This is a genomic window from Ignavibacteria bacterium (assembly GCA_017303675.1).
In the GTDB taxonomy this organism is placed as follows: domain Bacteria; phylum Bacteroidota; class Ignavibacteria; order Tepidaquicellales; family OLB5; genus OLB5.
Genome location: JAFLBX010000001.1, coordinates 1,328,944 through 1,346,179 on the forward strand (window position 1 = coordinate 1,328,944; position 17,236 = coordinate 1,346,179).

Sequence of the window (17,236 nt, forward strand, 5' to 3'; positions counted from 1 at the left end):
TTCTTTCTTTTGCTGGTTTACAGTTGTTTTTTTACCGTTGCCGCCGTTTTTTTTCCTGAAATTTGGAGCTGTATGTTTACCGTTCTTGCGGGATACTGCTCCGTTAATATTCTGCTGTTCTGCGGGTACTTCGTTTATACTGTTTACTTTACCTGAATCTTCGCTGTATTGTTCGTCAAAAACACTTTTTGAACCGGTTTTTTCATTACCGTTTAAAACATTGGGGTTAACCTGTACTTTGCCATCGGCCGTACTTTCGGGGTTTTGAAGCTCTTCCACGAAATCCTTTCAAAATTATAGACTTTCATAAAAATATCATACAAAATTAACCATTAATGTTTGCAAAAACAATTGTAAAACCAAAAATAAGGCGTAAATTGTGCTTTTTTCGGCATTTTGTTAGTGGTAATCCTGATTAAAAAGCCTTTTATCCGGCAACTATAAATAAATTCTGCGGGATACATAAAAAAAAGCCGCAATGTAATTTGGGTTACTATTGCGGCACAGAGGATATTGGTGAGTTTGAAGAATTGTGCAACACTTCGTTTATGTGTATATCAGTGTTAGTATTTTTATATTACACTTTTGATCCTGTTGTTTTGTTCCGGCTTTGAATTTTATTTAGTTCTGTTAATTAACCAATTTTGCCGGATATAAATTTTATCTTACGGGCTTATCATCATGTTCGTGATGGTGATGAGCATTTCTATCCGGTCCGTTTTTAATGAACTCACGGTATTTTACGATCTGCTCATTTGTCAAAACTTTTTCAATTTTCAGGTCAAGCTCACTGTGATCGAAATTTGATCTGTTATGAGTTGACGCATAATCCAACACAGCATCATACACACCTGATCTTTGTTCTCCTGATAAGCTTAATCTTTCACTAAGCAAACTGCTAATATCTTCAGCCAAAATCTGCGGTTCTGTTTTTACTTCAGGCGGCGGACCCGGGCGTTTACCCATTGGATCATCATCATTCTGAGAGCCGTGCTGGTTAATGCCGGGTTCTTCGTAGCTGCCGTTTTTTTCAGGGGCATCTTCATTTTGAGCATGAAGCTTTGAGCCTGCTATCATAGAAGCAACGAACATTACTGCAAAAACCAGTACTTTTGGTACTCTGAAAAACGGCTGTGTTATTATTGCCTGTGGTTTTGTTGCTGAAATTTTCAAATTATATAGTACTCCATTAAATTTTAACTAGTACAAACATACTAAGCTGATTGTAATTCCGTTTGTATAGAATGTAACAAGATGTAAAAGGCAAAAGTAAAAAGGCAAAAGGCAAAAATGAATTGACAAAGCGCGCCAAATTATAATAGTTAAATAAAAAACCCCTCTGAAAGAGGGGTGTGAATAATGCTTAATATATATAAAATATAACTTTATATTGCATATTTGACGAGCACAAAGCCGCCAATCAGCAAGGCTGTAAAAACAAGTGCCAGAATATTGAAGTATTTATCGATGAAATTCCTTATTTTTTCGCCGAACTTCCATATCAGAAATGCAACAAGGAAAAACCTGGCGCCGCGGCTGACAATTGAAGCTATAATAAACATGGGGATATTAATATTAAATATTCCCGATGTAATAGTAAAAAGCTTGTACGGAATAGGTGTAAATCCGGCAGTAAAGATGATCCAGAAATCCCACTTTTTATACTGAGTTTCAATTTCAGCGAATGCCTGCTGTGTAAAGCCCGGTATATGATCAAAGAAAAAATTAGCAATCCATGTAAACTGTCCCGCTGAATTATACCAGAGGTAATGACCAATTGCGTATCCGCCAAGAGCACCGAGAACTGAAGCAATTGTGCAATACAAAGCGAATTTAAATGAAAGCTTTCTGCTGCCCAGGCAAAGCGCTATTAATAGCGCATCAGGGGGGATAGGGAAAAATGATGATTCAATGAAAGAAAGTATAAATAACGCGGTTACTCCATACGGTGTTTCAGCCCAATGCAGAACCCAGTCATACAGTTTTCTAAGTGGTTTCAAATATTATTTGATTGTTTAAATTGAAAAGTAATTTTCAGATTACAATAATATAAAATTAATTCATAATATGTAAGTTATCTATCATTGCGGGTTCTTAATAAAATAGGTAATTTTGCTACTTCATTTGGAATTAATTAAAGAAATACTACATCAGATATACGATGTTAAATCGCTGGTAGTTTGGGCGGGTTACGTTGGGATGGCAATAATAATATTTGCTGAAACAGGCCTTCTGGCGGGCTTTTTCCTGCCGGGTGATTCACTGCTTGTTACTGCCGGTCTTTTTGCTGCCACACCGGATCCTGTAACAGGCCAGCCGCTGCTGAATATCTGGTATTTAAACCTCATTTTAATACCCTGCGCTATAATTGGTGATGCAACCGGGTACTGGATCGGTTCAAAAACGGGTCCAAGGCTTTTCAAGAAGGAAAAATCGTTCTTTTTCCGAAAGGATTACCTGATAAAAACTCAGGAATTTTATGAAAAACACGGTGGAATCACAATAATTATTGCCCGTTTTATGCCGATAATCAGGACATTTGCGCCAACTGTTGCAGGTATTGCTCAAATGCAGTATATAAAATTTGCGCAATATAATGTGATCGGAGGCTTTACATGGGTTTTAAGTATGACTCTTCTGGGGTATTACCTAGGAAGGCTTATACCCGGCATTGAAAATCACATAGATAAAGTTATTATTATTATAGTATTTCTTTCAATTTCTCCGGGTATATATAAGTACATAAAACATTATATCCGGAAAAGAAGATCTGCAGCTTAGCTGCAATAATTGGTTTCAGCTTAAATGAATACCCTTTTGTAAAAAACATCACAAAAATTTATATTGATAAAACCCTTTAAAACAGGTAAATTTAAAGAATTATTTCAAAAAATTTCACATTATGCCTACATTTTTTCTTGACGGAAAAGAACTTGAATACTCTCAGGGTCAAACTATAATAGAAGCTGCCAAGGCAGCAGGAATAGAAATACCTCATTTTTGCTGGCACCCATCATTAAGCGTGGCGGGCAACTGCCGTGTTTGCCTGGTGGAAGTTGAAAAAGCGCCAAAGGGTATGATAGCATGCGCTACACATTGTACTGAAGGAATGGTGGTTCATACAAACTCACCAAAGGCAATTCATATGCGCAATGCTGTAATGGAATTCCTGCTTATAAACCATCCGCTTGATTGCCCAATTTGCGATGAAGCAGGTGAGTGCAAGCTCCAGGATTATGCATACAAATACAGCATAGGCAAATCAAGGTTTGATGAAGAGAAAAATCATAAAGATAAACGCGTTGAGCTGGGTCCGCATGTTATGTTTGACCAGGAACGATGCATAAGCTGCTCGAGATGTATAAGATACTGCGAAGAAGTAGTAGGCGATCCGCAGCTTACATTTGTGAACCGCGGTGAAAAAGTTACAATTGAAACTTTCCCTGGCAAACAGCTTGATAACCCGTATTCAATGAACGTTATAGAACTTTGTCCGGTTGGCGCATTGACCTCACGTGATTTCCGTTTCCGCGCAAGGGTTTGGGATATGAGCCATACAGATAGTGTTTGCTCAGGCTGCGCAAGGGGCTGCAATGATGAGATATGGGTAAGGGATAATGTAATTAAAAGATTAACACCCAGGGAAAATATGGATGTGAACCAGTACTGGATGTGCGACTACGGCAGGCTTAATACATATAAGTTCGTAAATGATGAAGCAACAAGGGTGAACTCACCAATGATGCGTGAAGAGGATGTTTCGCAGGAATCAGGCGGACTTAAGGAATGTGACTGGGATGACGCGATTGCAAGGGTAATTTCTGAAATTAAGAATTACAAAGCAGAAGAGCTGGCATTCATTGCATCGCCGTACTCAACACTTGAAGATAACTTTGTGCTTCAGAGATTTGCAAAAGAAATTGCAGGCTGCGATAATATTGCATATATACCTCACATAGAAGGAGAAGATGATAAGCTTCTATTAAGGGCAGATAAAACCCCGAATGCGGCAGGATTAAAGCTGCTGGGTATAAATCCAATTGATATGAAGTTCATTGATAAGATACTTAACAGGCAGTTCAAGATGGTATATATTTTGAATGACAGCCTTGGCAGGCTTGAAAGAACTGACGATATCGCAAAGGCAATTGAAATTGCCGTGCTGCATATAAGCAATTTTTACGAGCAGAGCCATAAGGCTACAGTGGTTCTGCCTGCATCAACATACGCTGAAATTAACGGAACATTCGTTAATTTCCAGAACAGGGTTCAGCGCATAAGGCCCGCTGTTGCAACACTTGAGCAGGAAAGGCTTCCGGGTGAATTTGCGGTAAGCAGGCTAGATAAGTTCGGCTCTCACAATGACAGGTGGACAAAAGGTACAAGGTTCAACGCAAGACCGGCATGGAAGGTAATTTCTCAGATGGCAAAAGTGCTTGGCAGTGATTTTGGATACGATAACACAGAAGAAGTATTTGATGATATTGCTGCAAAAGTACCTGCTTTAAACGGTATGAGCTATGAGGTTATAGGTAAGCTTGGCGCAGTTGTTGGGCAGACCGAAGAAGTTGCAGCTTAGTTTACAGGCAGGAATAGAGGCTTAGAGAGTTAACATAGAAGGGTTCATTATGAACCCTTCTTGATTTAAAAAGTGTGCAGAACCCCCATTTGTGTCTTTGGGTTATTTTGAGTTTCGGTTAATCTTCGATTGTAAAAATACTCAATACTATCGTCCCCCCTTTGGCAAAGGGGGGATTAAATTTCTGAATGATATGGGTACAATGTTTAATCTAATTGCTATAAACAAGAATGAATAGTGATGGGGGTTTTTCAAAGGAAAAAAAATGGATATAAAACAATACGTATCGGATAAGTTTAAAAATGCGCTCTGCTCACTTGGGGTTGATGGTGCATCCGTTATTCTTGAAAGGCCTAAAGATGCTGCCCATGGTGATATTTCATGCAATGCGGCAATGATGTATGCCAAAAAGCTCGGCAAAAATCCGAAGGATTTTGCGCTGTCAATAATTGAAGAGCTTGCCCTGCCGGATGAGTATATAACAAAAGCATCAGTTGCAGGTCCCGGATTTATAAATCTTTTTATTGCAGATAAATTTTACGCAGCAAAGCTTGCAGAAATAAATGAGCTAAAAGGTAATTTTGGCAGGTTAAATGAAAATGCAGGTAAAACCGCAGATATTGAATGGGTGAGCGCGAATCCCACCGGTGAGCTGCATACCGGCCACGGCAGGCAGACTGCACTTGGTAAAGCTATAGCTAATCTGCTTGAGTGGACAGGGTATAAAGTAACACGCGAATATTACTATAATAATGCCGGTAAGCAGATGGATAATCTTGCGAGATCTGTATATGCCCGTTACAGGCAGATATATGAGCCGGAATATGAATTCCCTGAAGACGGTTACGCAGGTGATTACGTAAAAGAAATTGCCGCAATACTTGATAAGGAACACGGGGACACACTTATAGATTCAGATGATAAAATTTTCCGCGAAGCCGGCGAGAACTGGTGTTTTAAATCAATCAGACAAACACTGCATAATTTTAGCATCACTCATGATATATTCTTCAATGAAAGCTCTTTATATGAATCAGGTAAGATCACCGAAACGCTTGAAGAATTCAAAAAGCGCGGCTTATCATACGAAAAGGACGGGGCTGTTTGGCTGAAAACAAGTGAGCTACTGAAGAATAAAAAAGATGCCGCCGATAAAGTGATCGTTAAAGCTACCGGTGAGCCAACGTACAGGCTGCCTGATATGGCATACCATATTGATAAATTAAAACGCGGGTATGACCTTATAATTGATATTTTCGGTGCAGATCACGGTGATACTTATAAGGAAGTATTGGCCGGAATTGAAGGCCTTGGATATGATACATCAAAAATTAAGGTGATAATTCACCAGATGGTTACCTTTGTGCAGGACGGCAAACCTGTAAAAATGAGCAAACGCGCTGATAATGTGTATACCCTCAATGACCTGATCGAAGATATTGGTGTTGATGTTACGCAATTCTTTTTTGTGATGAGAAGCGCTAATACACATTTGGAATTTGATATTGCACTTGCTCGCGAGCAGTCTGATAAAAACCCGGTTTTCTACCTGCAGTACGCGCATGCAAGGATTTGCAGCATCTTAAGGAACGCTGCTGAAGTATTCCCCGAATACAGCTCTAAAGGTAATATAAATTACAGTTTGCTTGATTCCCCAGAGGCATTAAGCCTGATGAAGATACTCAGCGCTTTTCCGGAAACAGTAGCATCAGCCGCAGCGACATTTGAGCCGCATAAAGTAATTACATACCTGAACGAAGTTGCGGAGAATTATCACAGGTTCTACCATAACAACCGCGTAATTGATGCCGAAGCAAAGGAGCTTTCATATGCAAGGTTAAAGCTTTGCGAAGCTGCGCGGATTGTGCTGAAAAACGGGTTTGATATAATCGGGATCTCTGCGCCGGAGAGAATGTGATCGCAGATTAAGCGGATTCATCAGAGTTAATATTTTGCAGATTAACAAATTTAAAAGAATGTCTTAATTTTTTAATTACATTTTCTATAAAAACCCCTTATTTTTGTAATTATGAAAACAAAAATATCCTTTCTCCTAATGCTCTTCTTACTTATTATAAGTTCAAGTTTATTTTCTCAGGAGAATAAACTGACTCTAAAATTAAGTTTTGAAAAAACCGTTTATAATTATTCAGAACTTATTGTAGCAAGAGTTAAATATATCAATAATGATACAATACCTTATAAATTAATATATAATTGTTCCCTTGAAGATGATATTTCAAATAAGTTAATTTTTAAAGATGATCATGGGGTGCCAAATAGAGTGCAAGGACTTATTATTGATTGTATCGGAAATCCTATATTAATTAAACCAGGCAGCACATATGAATCTTACGGAGCTCCGATATTTTCGGACAAATATTTAGGATATTCAACTTATTTCGAACCCGGAACATATTCTGTTTATATGAAAGGGTCAGATACAGTGAAATTAAGAATAGGGTATGATGAAAATGATGACATCTATAATCGTTGCAAGGAATATTCAGCAATTAAAGATAAATATGAAAGATTCTTAAAATGGAGAGAATTTTTATATGACAGCAGAAATAAATCATATTTAAATCTTGCATATTATGAATTAACATCACTGAATAAATATTATGAAGGTGATTATAAACTTATGAATAAAGACATGTCATATTTATTTGGAGTTAATCCGAATGCATGGTATACCGATGTACATCTTTTCCACTTTTCTTTTTTTCTTAGAGATTATCTAAAAGAAGAAAAATTGATGATTCAGTTCCTCGAAAAATTAGCAAAGAAAAATCCTGGTACAAGGGTTAGCTATATTGCAAACAAAATATTGAAGTACAAAAGAATTCCTGATTTTTCATATTGATTATCATTCATTTTTTTCTTCAAAAGACAAAGGCAGCCTTTTAGGCTGCCTTATGTTTTGGGGTAATATTGAAGAGAACGATTGATGCTGTATTTTTGGTTTTAGAGGTTATGTTGAAATGTCTGAAACGGGGGTTTGTAAATTTTAAGCTGATTCATCGCTGAACCACTGGGTATCCATTGCTGCAACCGGGTGGATGTTCACAGTTTTTACTTTTTTATCTGATTTATTGCTGAACTCATGCCATTTACCGGCAGGTACCACCATAATATTGCCTTCTTTGACAATGTATGTTGTGCCTTCAACAATTGCTTCCATTTCACCTTCAAGCACTATGAAGGTTTCTTCATACGGATGGCGGTGTTTTTTTGGACCGATGCCCGGTGAAAAATCACAAAGGAAAAATGATACGTTTGAATTATTCTCAAACCCGTTGAATATCGCAACTTCTTTGCCGTATGGCATGATACTTTTTATTTCAACAAAGGTTACATCTTTGTTATTGATATAAGGAAAACCTGATTTTGCTTCCCTGTATGAATATTTTAAAACTTCAGTTAATTGGTTATTCATTTTTTTAATTTTTATTTTTTTGCGTTGTTGGTGGTGCATTGCTTGTGTTTAAGTTCACCAGCAACATATTTATAGTTTAGAAATTAATTGTTGCGCCTGCTTTTATTGGCAGGTAATTAGCAGTGCCTTCCCCAAAGATAATATTAAAGCTTGTTTCACCAAAAAGTGAGAGTCTGGGTGATACTTTGAAAGCAGCACCGCCGCCAATTTTCATACCGAAATTGGTTTCGCTCGAGCCGCGATAGTAAGTTACTCCCTGGTATTTCATATCGCTTACGCTGTTCAGGTAAAGACCCATACCAACTAAGCCGTATGGCTTAATATCTGCATCCTTATCAAACATACCGACCATTACATCACCCATGATTGAAGTTGATTTGAGGCTGTAGCCTGAATAGTCTCCTGATTCTTTATACGGAAAAGTATTATACTGCAGGTCTACCCTTGCGGCTACATTTTTATGAAATACATATCCTGCATTGCCGTGAACATTGAATCCAACGCCCCATGCAACTGAAATATCACCTACGGGAATTGAAATAACTCCGCCAAGTGAAGCGAAAGATTTCTGGTAGGTTTGTGAATATGTTGTTACGCCGATAAATATTAGTGCTGCTAAAAATAAAAGCATTTTCATTTTTTGGTTCCTTTTAAAATAGTTAGTTTGTTAATTGTTCATTAATCTGATTTCAATGTTGTAATATTGCTGTGAAAAAGCAGCAGGAAAAAACGAAATTCGCCATAAATTAACAGGTGAAAGGGGATTTTTGTAATAAAAAAAGCTGAAAATAATTGAATTTTCAGCTTTTTGAAGTTTTAAGCCCTCTTTAAATTAAAAGGCGGAGATGTAAAAATTTTATTTTACCAGTACAAGTTTTTTAACTGAAGTGAAGCTCAATTCATTACCCGTTACCATTATGCGGTATATGTATATACCGCTTGCAATATTTGTACCGTCAAATGTTGCTGTGTAGTAGCCTGCATCCATTTTGGAATTTATCAAAGTGCTGACAAGTCTTCCGGTCAGGTCATATACAGAAATATTAACTGAAGCGTCAACCGGCAGCTGGTAATCAATTTTAGAAACAGGGTTTGAAGGATTGGGGTAGTTCTGTGATAGATCAAAATTAACGGGTCTGCCGATATCAACAGGGTAAGCTGCGTTAAAAATTTCGTAATTACCGTTCAGGTCAATTTGTTTTAAGCGGTAATTGAACTTTCCATTTCCGGGTTTAATATCTGTAAAAGTATAGAATTTCTGTTCGCCGGTTGTACCGCTTCCTTCAATAAATCCGGCTTTAACCCATGTGGAAAGATTCCCGTTCTTATCAATTGACTGGCGGTGTATTTCAAAGCCGGCATTATTTATTTCACCCATAGTGCTCCATTCAAGCTTCACATCTTTTTTCTGCACGAAAAGTTCGAACGAAGCAAGGCTGACAGGAAGCGCGTAATCTGTAATAAGCGTTACGCTTAAGTTTGGTTTTGAGGGATCGTTGGTAGTTAAGACCATATTTCCGTTAGGCGCATCAAGCTGCGGCGTATTACCGCTTTTTGACATACCTATGGCATTGGTTGCCCTTACTGTAAATAAGCCGCTATCACCGGGTGCTATTGCACCGGGAAGTGAAGTGAGCAATTGAAAATCAGCCGCATATGAGCCTGTATAATTAACCGCGCTTACGCTTAAGTTTGCTGTTCCTGAATTTTTAATATAAAAATCTTTATCAACAAAAGAGCTTTGTGGAATAACACCGAAATCAATTGTTGTATCAGCGGAGCTGTTAACCCTGGCAGCAGAGCTGGTTGTGCCTAAAGTTCTTACGAATGTAATTCTGATGCTGTCATAAGTTGGCGCATCGCCTGATGCGACATCATAATTTAAAAATCTCCAGTTACCTGAAGCAGATGTACCGTTATAACCGCGCATAGTGATTTCAGGGTAAAATGTACCGTTGGTATACGGTGGTGATACCTGGTACCAGAATTGCGATGCAGAGTCGCTGACATATGCACCGGTGATATTATCTGATGTAGAACCGTTTTTCTAAAACAGGCACTTTCTGTTATTATTATTATCTGAAATTGGTGACCATATATATAAAATATTATCGCTTACCCAAGTATGACGAAGATAAATCCGTACTTTTGTACTCAGTATCTTAAAATCACTGAAGTTCACTGATCCGGAAACACCGGCACCTCCATCAGGGGGTGACCAGGCGGAAAGCTTGTTGGTAGATTCAGTTAAGCTGCCAACGGCAAAATAGCAAAGCCAGAAAGTATTTGGAGCGCCTTTTGGGAAGTATGCTATGTTGCCGGAAAAATCTACGGCTTTAATGTAATACTGTACTTCGGTTTCCCATCCGAAGCAGGGAATATTAAAGTAAAAATTATTTCCTGAATTTGATGAAGCGTAAAGTGAATCAAATGAGCTCCATCCCGCATTATTTTTATTTGAGCGGTAAATAACCATGGGCATTGAAGTGCCGGATGTTGGAACACTTGCTCCGTCATGATCTGTAATATTTGCTGTAAGCAAAGTCTGGTAGGTGCTGTTATGGCTTGCAGCGTTAGTATGATTTATTGATGGCGGGATTACATCTGTACCTGCAGCAAGTCTGACAGAATTATATGCATTTATTCTGCCATAACCATAATAATCATTCCACTTGCCGTATGTTTTGGATGATGAGTAGGGAACATTATCTATTTTATCACAACCATATAATAAGTTCTGCGTTACCTGCAGCCTGGTTTGTGAGGTATTTACTGAAAGCACAAGCGCTGCAACTCCTGCTGCATTTGGGCAGGAGCATGATGTCCCGTTGAACACATCGTAGTAATCACCGGATGTGCCTGCTGCTGTGTTGTAGCCGCTGGATCCCTGCCTGTCAATAGTATAACAGACAGTTGGCGCAACGCATTCTATATCACCGGTAGAAACTGATTCACCGTAATTTCCGCCCCACCAGTACTGGTTGCCGGTACCCGGCGCTTTTTTCTGATCATGAGTTGTAGAAGCTCCGACGCAAATTACATTTGCCAGATATGATGGATAGGAAGGAGGGTTTCTTCCATCATTACCTGATGAGAACAGTATTATACAACCAAGTCCGCCTCTGCCTGATGTTGCCGCACTATTTATAGCATTAGTCATTGTGGCATTTACAGAACCGCCTCCCCAGCTATTGCTCAGAACATCGATTCCGCGAACGCGCGCAGTATCAAATGATCTTGCGATACCTGTTGTTGTAGAGCTTCCTGCAGCATTGAAAATCCTTAGCGCCATCAGCTTGCAGTTTGGTGCAATTCCTGAAATGCCAAGCGAATTATTTGTTACTGCGCCTATCAGTCCTGCTGTACAGGTTCCGTGGCTGCCTGAATCACGGGGAACTGTGTTTGTATTGTAATAACCGTCATAACCGGGAAGCAAGTGGCCTGATGATTGAAAATCAGGGTGGGTGGAATCAATACCGGTATCGAAAACGCCAACTTCGATAGAAGAAGAGCCCATGGTGTAATCCCATGCCTGGGTTAAGCGCATATCTGCGCCTGCTAAACCGTTTACGGTTGTGCCGTCGCCGGCACCGGATACACCGCCTGTTGTAACATTTTGCGCTGTATTGTTAACCGCCCATTGTGAAGAAAAGTACGTATCATTTGGTGTATAATGCAGTAAACAGAATTCAGGATATAAGAAGTTAGGCTCGGCATACTCAAATATTGACGAAGAATAATAAATATCAGAAAGCTCAAGCGCATTTTTATTGACGCCGGGAAGTGATCTTATCAGAAATCCTTTTTTATCGCCAACATTCCCTAAAATTATGCAGCGGTTTTCAGCATTAAGCCTGTTTAGTGCTTCCAGGTGTTTTTCGTCCTTAATTCTTACAATAAATTCATCTGTTGGCACCTGTATCACTCTTTGTGAAGAGCCGTAATAAGTTTTTGTAATGAATTTAATTCCCGGAATTCCCACCAGCGACTGCAAGGCAGAATTTACTCTTGAAAATACTTTGCTTCCGGATAATGTTATAATAATAACTTTTTCATCCGCAATTTTTACGGTATCAGAAGCAGAAAGCCGGTTTTTAATTCTTTCTGAAATATTCTGAACGGTAAAGGAAGTGTTATCTGTAATAACTGCCAGCTTATCATCTCTTTGTTCAAGCATTACCGGGAGGCCATTATAAAAATAATAATTCACCTCAGCATAGGCAGAATGCAGTGAAAACAAACAGATGAAAACAGCAGTTAACAGTAATTTCATATATTTAAAAAATTATTTTTTACAGAGATCTATTATCCGCTCAAGATCTTCAGCGGTGTAATATTCAATAACAATTGTACCTGTTGTGGGTGAGGAAGGGCTTAAACGTACCCTGGTGCCGAAATGCTCCATGAACTTTTCTTCGAGAAATTTTATAGCAGCCTTATTCTGGTCGGTAATTTCGTAGATCTTCTTTTCTCGCGGAGCTGTTTTTGATTTTTTCTTTTTTGTCAGCTCTTCGGTCCTGCGGACGCTTAGATTTTCAGATGTAATTCTTTTCCATAGGAGCATTTTATCAACATCATTATCAAGCGCAAGTATAGACCTTGCATGACCCTCGGATATTTCTCCTTTTTTGATGCTGAGCTTAATTTCTTCGGGAAGCGTTAAAAGCCTTAGTGTGTTGGCAACAGCGCTCCTGGATTTGCCTACTTTAACGGCTACATCTTCCTGCCTGAGGGCGCATTCATCTATAAGTCTTTTGTAACCTTCGGCAACTTCAATTGAATTCAGGTTAGCGCGCTGAATGTTCTCAATAAGCGCGATTTCAAGCAAATCTTCTTTGGAAGAAACATCAATCACAAATGCAGGGATCTTTTCTATGCCGGCAAGCTTTGAGGCACGGAGTCTTCTTTCACCTGAAATAAGCTCGTACGTGCCGTCTTCCATTTTTCTGACAGTAATAGCCTGGATAACGCCTTTTTGTTTAATGGATTCAGCCAGGTCATTCAGCTCAGAACTGTCAAATTCTTTACGGGGCTGGTATGGATTAGCTTTAATATTTTCCAGTTCAATAAAAAGGATCTGTTCGTCACTTTTTGGATTAAGCTCTGTAATGTTTCTGTGAAATTCAGGGACGCTCTGAGATTGTTCTGCTGATTCAGAGCCTCCGAAGAGCACATCAAGACCTTTTCCGAGTCCGCCTTTTGGTTTATCTTTAGACATAATAATTCAATTATTGTTACCTTATATTTTGGTTAACATTACTGCTTTCACCGCCTGTTGGCGGGTCATTTTCTTTGTTGACAACTTCAAATTTCGGCGCATCGTAAGTGAGGATATTATCGAACTTCTGCATTTGTTCTTTGCCGTTCCGGCGGAGGAACTCATTTGCAAGCTCAGTGTAATTTTTTGCGCCAACAGATAGCGGATCATATACAACAACGGGCTTTCCGAAGGAAGGGGATTCGCTGATCTTAACATTACGCATAACTTTTACAGGGTACAGCTTATCCTGGAAATATTTTTCCAGCTCACTTGCAACCTGGTTTGAAAGCCTTAACCTTGCATCAAACATAGTAAGAAGGTATCCTTCAATTTCGATCTCAGGGTTCAGGCGTGATTTTATCATTTTTATTGTATTTAGCAGAAGCGTTAAGCCTTCTAGCGCGTAATATTCGCTTTGCACAGGTATTAATACAGAATCTGACGCTACAAGTGAATTCAACGTAATTAAGCTGAGCGATGGAGGGCAATCAATAAAAATGAAATCAAAATACTCTTTGATTTCATCAAGCCTTTTTTTAAGTATGAACTCACGCTCAGGCATTGATACTATTTCTATTTCTATGCCAACAAGATTTATGTTGGAACAGATTATAAACAGGTTTGGAACCTCGGTCTGCTGAACGCATTCTTTAGGGGCGGTAACGCCGGTCAACAGCTCATATACCGAGCCTTTCATTGAATTGGTGGAAAAGCCGAGGCCTGATGTGGCGTTTGACTGCGGGTCAATATCAACAAGCAGAACTTTGCAGCCGCAGGATGCAAGAGCAGCGCACAGGTTCACTGCTGTCGTTGTTTTGCCAACACCGCCTTTTTGATTAGCTATTGAAATTATCTTTGACAAATTTTCTCTTTAAATTTCTAATGGTTCACCATAAGGCATAATAACACATTTTTTGCCGATGGATTCCACTTTTCTTTTGAATTCTTCAGGGTTGGTATCAATTACATCAAATGTACCGTAATGCATCGGGGTAACTGACTTGCAGTTCAGGAAATCCGCAGCCTTAACGGCATCATCAATACCCATAGTGTAATTATCACCAATGGGAAGCAGAGCGAGATCTATATTATGCATTTCTCCAATTAGCTTCATATCAAGGAATAAACCGGTATCGCCTGCATGATAAATGATCTTATCTCCGATAGTAATGATCAGACCGGCAGGTTCACCCATATACAGGTTTTCACTTTCAATTGATGAGCTGTGGTGCGCAATTGTGAGCTTAACTTTTCCGAAAGGGAATTCACGCTGCCCGCCAATGCCCATACCGTGTGTTTTTAATCCTTTGGTATTCAGATATTCAGAAAGCTCATGGGCAGCAATTACTGTCAGTTCGTTATTTTTAGCGATTTCAAGGGTATCTCCCAAATGATCGGCATGCGCGTGTGAAAGCAGAATAAAGTCAGCTTTAATATCAGAAGGCTTTACTTTTGCATTTTTATTATAAGTGAAAAACGGGTCTATAAGAATTTTATAAGTACCGGTATTAATTTCAAAGGCAGAGTGCCCGTGATAGGTAATTTTCAGCATGATTCTATGTATTTAATAGGAAATTAAGCAAAGTTAGGGTATTTAAAATTGTAATTCAATTATATAAAAAAGGCAGGTAAAAACCTGCCTTTTACATTCTGAAATTATATATTATTTGCTTCCTTCGCTGGAAACAACGGATACTTTTTTTGAGCGGGAACCAATTTTTTTATCGCCGTTATTTACGATGATCTTCATCCTGTAAGTTCCTGGTTTTTCAGGTGCTTTTACCTGATATTGCAGGTCTTTTGACTGACCGGGCTCAAGGGTCCATACCACATCATTCAGCTTTGATATTTCAAACTGTCCCAGTTCTTTTGTTGTTAAATTCGCGTTTGTCCAGGTTGTAGTACCCGTATTTGTTATTGTAACAGTGATGGTAATAGTTTCTCCGGCATTCATTTTATCGGGCATGTTGCTAAGAGCAGCTTTAACTTTATCATGAGGTGTCCCGTCATTTTGTGAAAAAGAAACAGAATTAAAAACGAACATGATCAGAAAAATTGCAGCAGTTTTTACAGTAAATTGTAACATTTTTTTTGTTTTCTCCTTAATTTTAATAATAATTTTCCTGTATGAAATTTAGACAGAAAATAAATAAAAAAGTTTAATCTATAAATTTGAAAAACTGGTAATTAAGCATGGTGAAGATATAAAGAGCAAAGGCAGCAGTGGAAATTATCCTGTGGTAAATACCCCCTTTTGAACCGTATGTAAGAAATAAAAGAAATAAAAACGAAATCAGATAAAGAAGGAATTTATTTGATAAAAAATCGAGTGAAAACAGCAATAAAAATATATTCAGCAGCAATAATATATAGATAAGCTTATGATGAAGCTTAGTTATATTTAAAATTTTAAAACCGGCTATCCAGCCTACTGAATAGTTATATATAAACAGTAAAAGTCCTGTTACAGTAACAATGCTTACAATATCAGTATTCATTTTATCGGAACCCCCCATTTATCTTTGTAAGAAAGCTCTTCAATAGGTTTCCTCTGGCTTGAGCGCCAGTCTATAGTGGGGCGCTTAATACCGGGATCAACATATCCCATTCTGAAAATTGCGCACATTTCAAATTCATCAGGAATATTCAGCATATCAGAAATAGCTTTCCAGTTCTCCGGGATCTCACCAGGCGTAGATATAAACTGCATACCCATCCCGATTGATGTTGTAACAAGCCAGAGAGTCTGAATAACAGCGCCCATTGATATAACGGAATAGAATCCCGAAAGCTCTTCTTTTTTGTATTCATCTCTGGTTAAACAAATCACAAAAAGCAGGGGAGATGATGCAACAAGCTTTTCTTCATCATTTCCAAGTATCCTTGGTACTTTGAACTTAGCCATAACCTTTCCGCCGGTTTCTGAAAAGATCGTTCTAACAAAAGGCTTTAAAACTGCGGGAAGGTGATCAACATGAATGCCATCCTTAGTTTTTTCTATTTCCTCATCAGAAAACCTGAAATACTTCCGGTATTGCTTCCAGAATCTTCCGTCTTCCATCAACTGAACCATTGAATCACCTGCAATTTTGGCAATGTTACCTATTACATTTTCATCAGTTACTGCTATAAACCGCCATGGCTGGCTGTTGAAGTGGCTTGGGCTGTGGGATGACATTTTGATAAGAAGCTCGATATGTTCATCAGATACTTTTTTTTCCGCAAACTTAGAATTCGCGGTTTTTCGGTTAACAATTGCTTCCAGAAGATCCATAATTTTAGCTGTTATTTTAACTATACTATAAGATAAACACTAAATAAAAAAGGCAGGTTTTTAGACCTGCCTTAGCTTAAACAATATTATTAAAATTATTTGGAGGTATTTCAATAACAAAGCAAATATGCTGTATATATTGATAAAATATTCTACCGTGAACACGGTAATATCTTGGTCCTCTGAATTTACTTTTAATTAGAAAGTTCAGGGTGCTTTTTTTACAACAGGTCTGCTCCATGAACATTTGCCCGATTCATTTACGGAGCCAATCCTGAAAATATAATTTTTATTGCTCTTTAAATTTGAAACAGTATATTTTACTGTAGAAACTATATCTTCAATTTTCCACCTGTATGGTTTCTTCACGGAAGTGGATCTCTGAACAAGATAATATTTAGCGCTTAGATCGGGCTCCCATATCAAATTGATCTCACCTTTTAAATCACCCCCGGCGGCATTCAGAACTATGGGGGAGTCACTTCTGCACGTAATTGATCTTTGCCGCCGATTATTATTTTCAGTTCCGTGGGATGATCTCATTTTAATCTTTTCTTTAAAACAAAAATATCCTGTTATAAACTAAATATTCAATGAAACTATTATATGTAAGTTATATTGTTTTTTGTACCGAATTTGCGGTTTTTGTATATTATTTTGCGAATATCTGACCTAATCAATTGT

The 17,236-nt window shown here is 38.3% G+C and carries 17 protein-coding genes; 4 read left to right on the forward strand and 13 right to left on the reverse strand.

Translation table 11 applies throughout. The annotated features are described in order from the left end of the window. Positions 1-660 precede the first annotated feature (660 nt). Together J0M37_06025 and J0M37_06030 are read right to left on the reverse strand one after the other, a co-directional pair. Positions 661-1,173 carry a hypothetical protein gene (locus J0M37_06025; GenBank protein ID MBN8584637.1) on the reverse strand — a complete coding sequence of 171 codons (513 nt, stop codon included), beginning with the start codon at positions 1,171-1,173 and terminating at the stop codon, positions 661-663. A gap of 212 nt (positions 1,174-1,385) precedes the next feature. Continuing rightward, the gene (locus tag J0M37_06030) at positions 1,386-2,000 is read right to left on the reverse strand and encodes a DedA family protein (protein ID MBN8584638.1); all 615 of its coding nucleotides are present in this window, start codon (positions 1,998-2,000) and stop codon (positions 1,386-1,388) included. Between the two features lie 199 nt (positions 2,001-2,199). Between J0M37_06030 and J0M37_06035 the strand changes: the two genes are divergently transcribed. The 4 genes from J0M37_06035 to J0M37_06050 all read left to right on the forward strand — a co-directional run bounded on the left by J0M37_06035 (position 2,200) and on the right by J0M37_06050 (position 7,445). Next, complete coding sequence (locus J0M37_06035; GenBank protein MBN8584639.1) at positions 2,200-2,781, forward strand: VTT domain-containing protein; 582 nt, start codon at positions 2,200-2,202, stop codon at positions 2,779-2,781. Positions 2,782-2,902: 121 nt separating this feature from the next. After that, positions 2,903-4,579, forward strand: coding sequence for a (2Fe-2S)-binding protein (locus J0M37_06040; GenBank protein ID MBN8584640.1), 1,677 nt, complete (start codon positions 2,903-2,905; stop codon positions 4,577-4,579). Between the two features lie 265 nt (positions 4,580-4,844). Beyond that, the gene (locus J0M37_06045; protein MBN8584641.1) at positions 4,845-6,497 is read left to right on the forward strand and encodes an arginine--tRNA ligase; all 1,653 of its coding nucleotides are present in this window, start codon (positions 4,845-4,847) and stop codon (positions 6,495-6,497) included. 111 nt (positions 6,498-6,608) lie between these two features. Further along, positions 6,609-7,445, forward strand: a complete 837-nt coding sequence (locus tag J0M37_06050) for a hypothetical protein (protein MBN8584642.1) — start codon at positions 6,609-6,611, stop codon at positions 7,443-7,445. Positions 7,446-7,589: 144 nt separating this feature from the next. On the opposite strand, the gene J0M37_06055 is transcribed toward J0M37_06050, so the two are convergent. From J0M37_06055 to J0M37_06105, 11 genes are all read right to left on the reverse strand, one after another. Beyond that, a complete protein-coding gene (locus J0M37_06055) occupies positions 7,590-8,018 on the reverse strand; it encodes a cupin domain-containing protein (protein ID MBN8584643.1) in 429 nt (142 codons plus the stop codon). 76 nt (positions 8,019-8,094) lie between these two features. After that, entirely contained in the window at positions 8,095-8,655 is a 561-nt protein-coding gene (locus J0M37_06060) for an outer membrane beta-barrel protein (protein ID MBN8584644.1), read from the reverse strand. A gap of 219 nt (positions 8,656-8,874) precedes the next feature. After that, a complete protein-coding gene (locus tag J0M37_06065) occupies positions 8,875-9,948 on the reverse strand; it encodes a T9SS type A sorting domain-containing protein (protein ID MBN8584645.1) in 1,074 nt (357 codons plus the stop codon). A 117-nt stretch (positions 9,949-10,065) separates the two neighbouring features. Continuing rightward, positions 10,066-12,291 carry a S8 family serine peptidase gene (locus J0M37_06070; protein MBN8584646.1) on the reverse strand — a complete coding sequence of 742 codons (2,226 nt, stop codon included), beginning with the start codon at positions 12,289-12,291 and terminating at the stop codon, positions 10,066-10,068. Between the two features lie 12 nt (positions 12,292-12,303). Further along, complete coding sequence (locus J0M37_06075; protein ID MBN8584647.1) at positions 12,304-13,236, reverse strand: ParB/RepB/Spo0J family partition protein; 933 nt, start codon at positions 13,234-13,236, stop codon at positions 12,304-12,306. A gap of 16 nt (positions 13,237-13,252) precedes the next feature. After that, positions 13,253-14,140: a ParA family protein gene (locus J0M37_06080; GenBank protein ID MBN8584648.1), complete on the reverse strand. Its 888-nt coding sequence runs from the start codon at positions 14,138-14,140 to the stop codon at positions 13,253-13,255. Positions 14,141-14,149: 9 nt separating this feature from the next. After that, positions 14,150-14,827: a metal-dependent hydrolase gene (locus J0M37_06085; GenBank protein ID MBN8584649.1), complete on the reverse strand. Its 678-nt coding sequence runs from the start codon at positions 14,825-14,827 to the stop codon at positions 14,150-14,152. Positions 14,828-14,941: 114 nt separating this feature from the next. Next, positions 14,942-15,364 (reverse strand): hypothetical protein, encoded by a 423-nt coding sequence (locus J0M37_06090; protein MBN8584650.1) that lies wholly within the window; start codon positions 15,362-15,364, stop codon positions 14,942-14,944. A gap of 73 nt (positions 15,365-15,437) precedes the next feature. Further along, positions 15,438-15,776: a hypothetical protein gene (locus J0M37_06095; GenBank protein MBN8584651.1), complete on the reverse strand. Its 339-nt coding sequence runs from the start codon at positions 15,774-15,776 to the stop codon at positions 15,438-15,440. Next, positions 15,773-16,552 (reverse strand): nitroreductase family protein, encoded by a 780-nt coding sequence (locus tag J0M37_06100; GenBank protein MBN8584652.1) that lies wholly within the window; start codon positions 16,550-16,552, stop codon positions 15,773-15,775. The genes J0M37_06095 and J0M37_06100 overlap by 4 nt, the downstream gene beginning before the upstream one ends. 207 nt (positions 16,553-16,759) lie before the next feature. Beyond that, on the reverse strand, positions 16,760-17,095 hold the full coding sequence (locus tag J0M37_06105; GenBank protein MBN8584653.1) for a fibronectin type III domain-containing protein: 336 nt from the start codon (positions 17,093-17,095) through the stop codon (positions 16,760-16,762). Positions 17,096-17,236 lie beyond the last annotated feature (141 nt).

Excerpts from the sequence above, each read along its gene's own strand:
- J0M37_06035 (MBN8584639.1), top strand. The coding sequence starts at position 2,200 with ATGGCAATAATAATATTTGCTGAAACAGGCCTTCTGGCGGGCTTTTTC.
- J0M37_06040 (MBN8584640.1), top strand. The coding sequence starts at position 2,903 with ATGCCTACATTTTTTCTTGACGGAAAAGAACTTGAATACTCTCAGGGT.
- J0M37_06045 (MBN8584641.1), top strand. The coding sequence starts at position 4,845 with ATGGATATAAAACAATACGTATCGGATAAGTTTAAAAATGCGCTCTGC.
- J0M37_06050 (MBN8584642.1), top strand. The coding sequence starts at position 6,609 with ATGAAAACAAAAATATCCTTTCTCCTAATGCTCTTCTTACTTATTATA.
- J0M37_06055 (MBN8584643.1), bottom strand. The coding sequence starts at position 8,018 with ATGAATAACCAATTAACTGAAGTTTTAAAATATTCATACAGGGAAGCA.
- J0M37_06060 (MBN8584644.1), bottom strand. The coding sequence starts at position 8,655 with ATGAAAATGCTTTTATTTTTAGCAGCACTAATATTTATCGGCGTAACA.
- J0M37_06065 (MBN8584645.1), bottom strand. The coding sequence starts at position 9,948 with ATGCGCGGTTATAACGGTACATCTGCTTCAGGTAACTGGAGATTTTTA.
- J0M37_06070 (MBN8584646.1), bottom strand. The coding sequence starts at position 12,291 with ATGAAATTACTGTTAACTGCTGTTTTCATCTGTTTGTTTTCACTGCAT.
- J0M37_06075 (MBN8584647.1), bottom strand. The coding sequence starts at position 13,236 with ATGTCTAAAGATAAACCAAAAGGCGGACTCGGAAAAGGTCTTGATGTG.
- J0M37_06090 (MBN8584650.1), bottom strand. The coding sequence starts at position 15,364 with ATGTTACAATTTACTGTAAAAACTGCTGCAATTTTTCTGATCATGTTC.
- J0M37_06095 (MBN8584651.1), bottom strand. The coding sequence starts at position 15,776 with ATGAATACTGATATTGTAAGCATTGTTACTGTAACAGGACTTTTACTG.
- J0M37_06100 (MBN8584652.1), bottom strand. The coding sequence starts at position 16,552 with ATGGATCTTCTGGAAGCAATTGTTAACCGAAAAACCGCGAATTCTAAG.
- J0M37_06105 (MBN8584653.1), bottom strand. The coding sequence starts at position 17,095 with ATGAGATCATCCCACGGAACTGAAAATAATAATCGGCGGCAAAGATCA.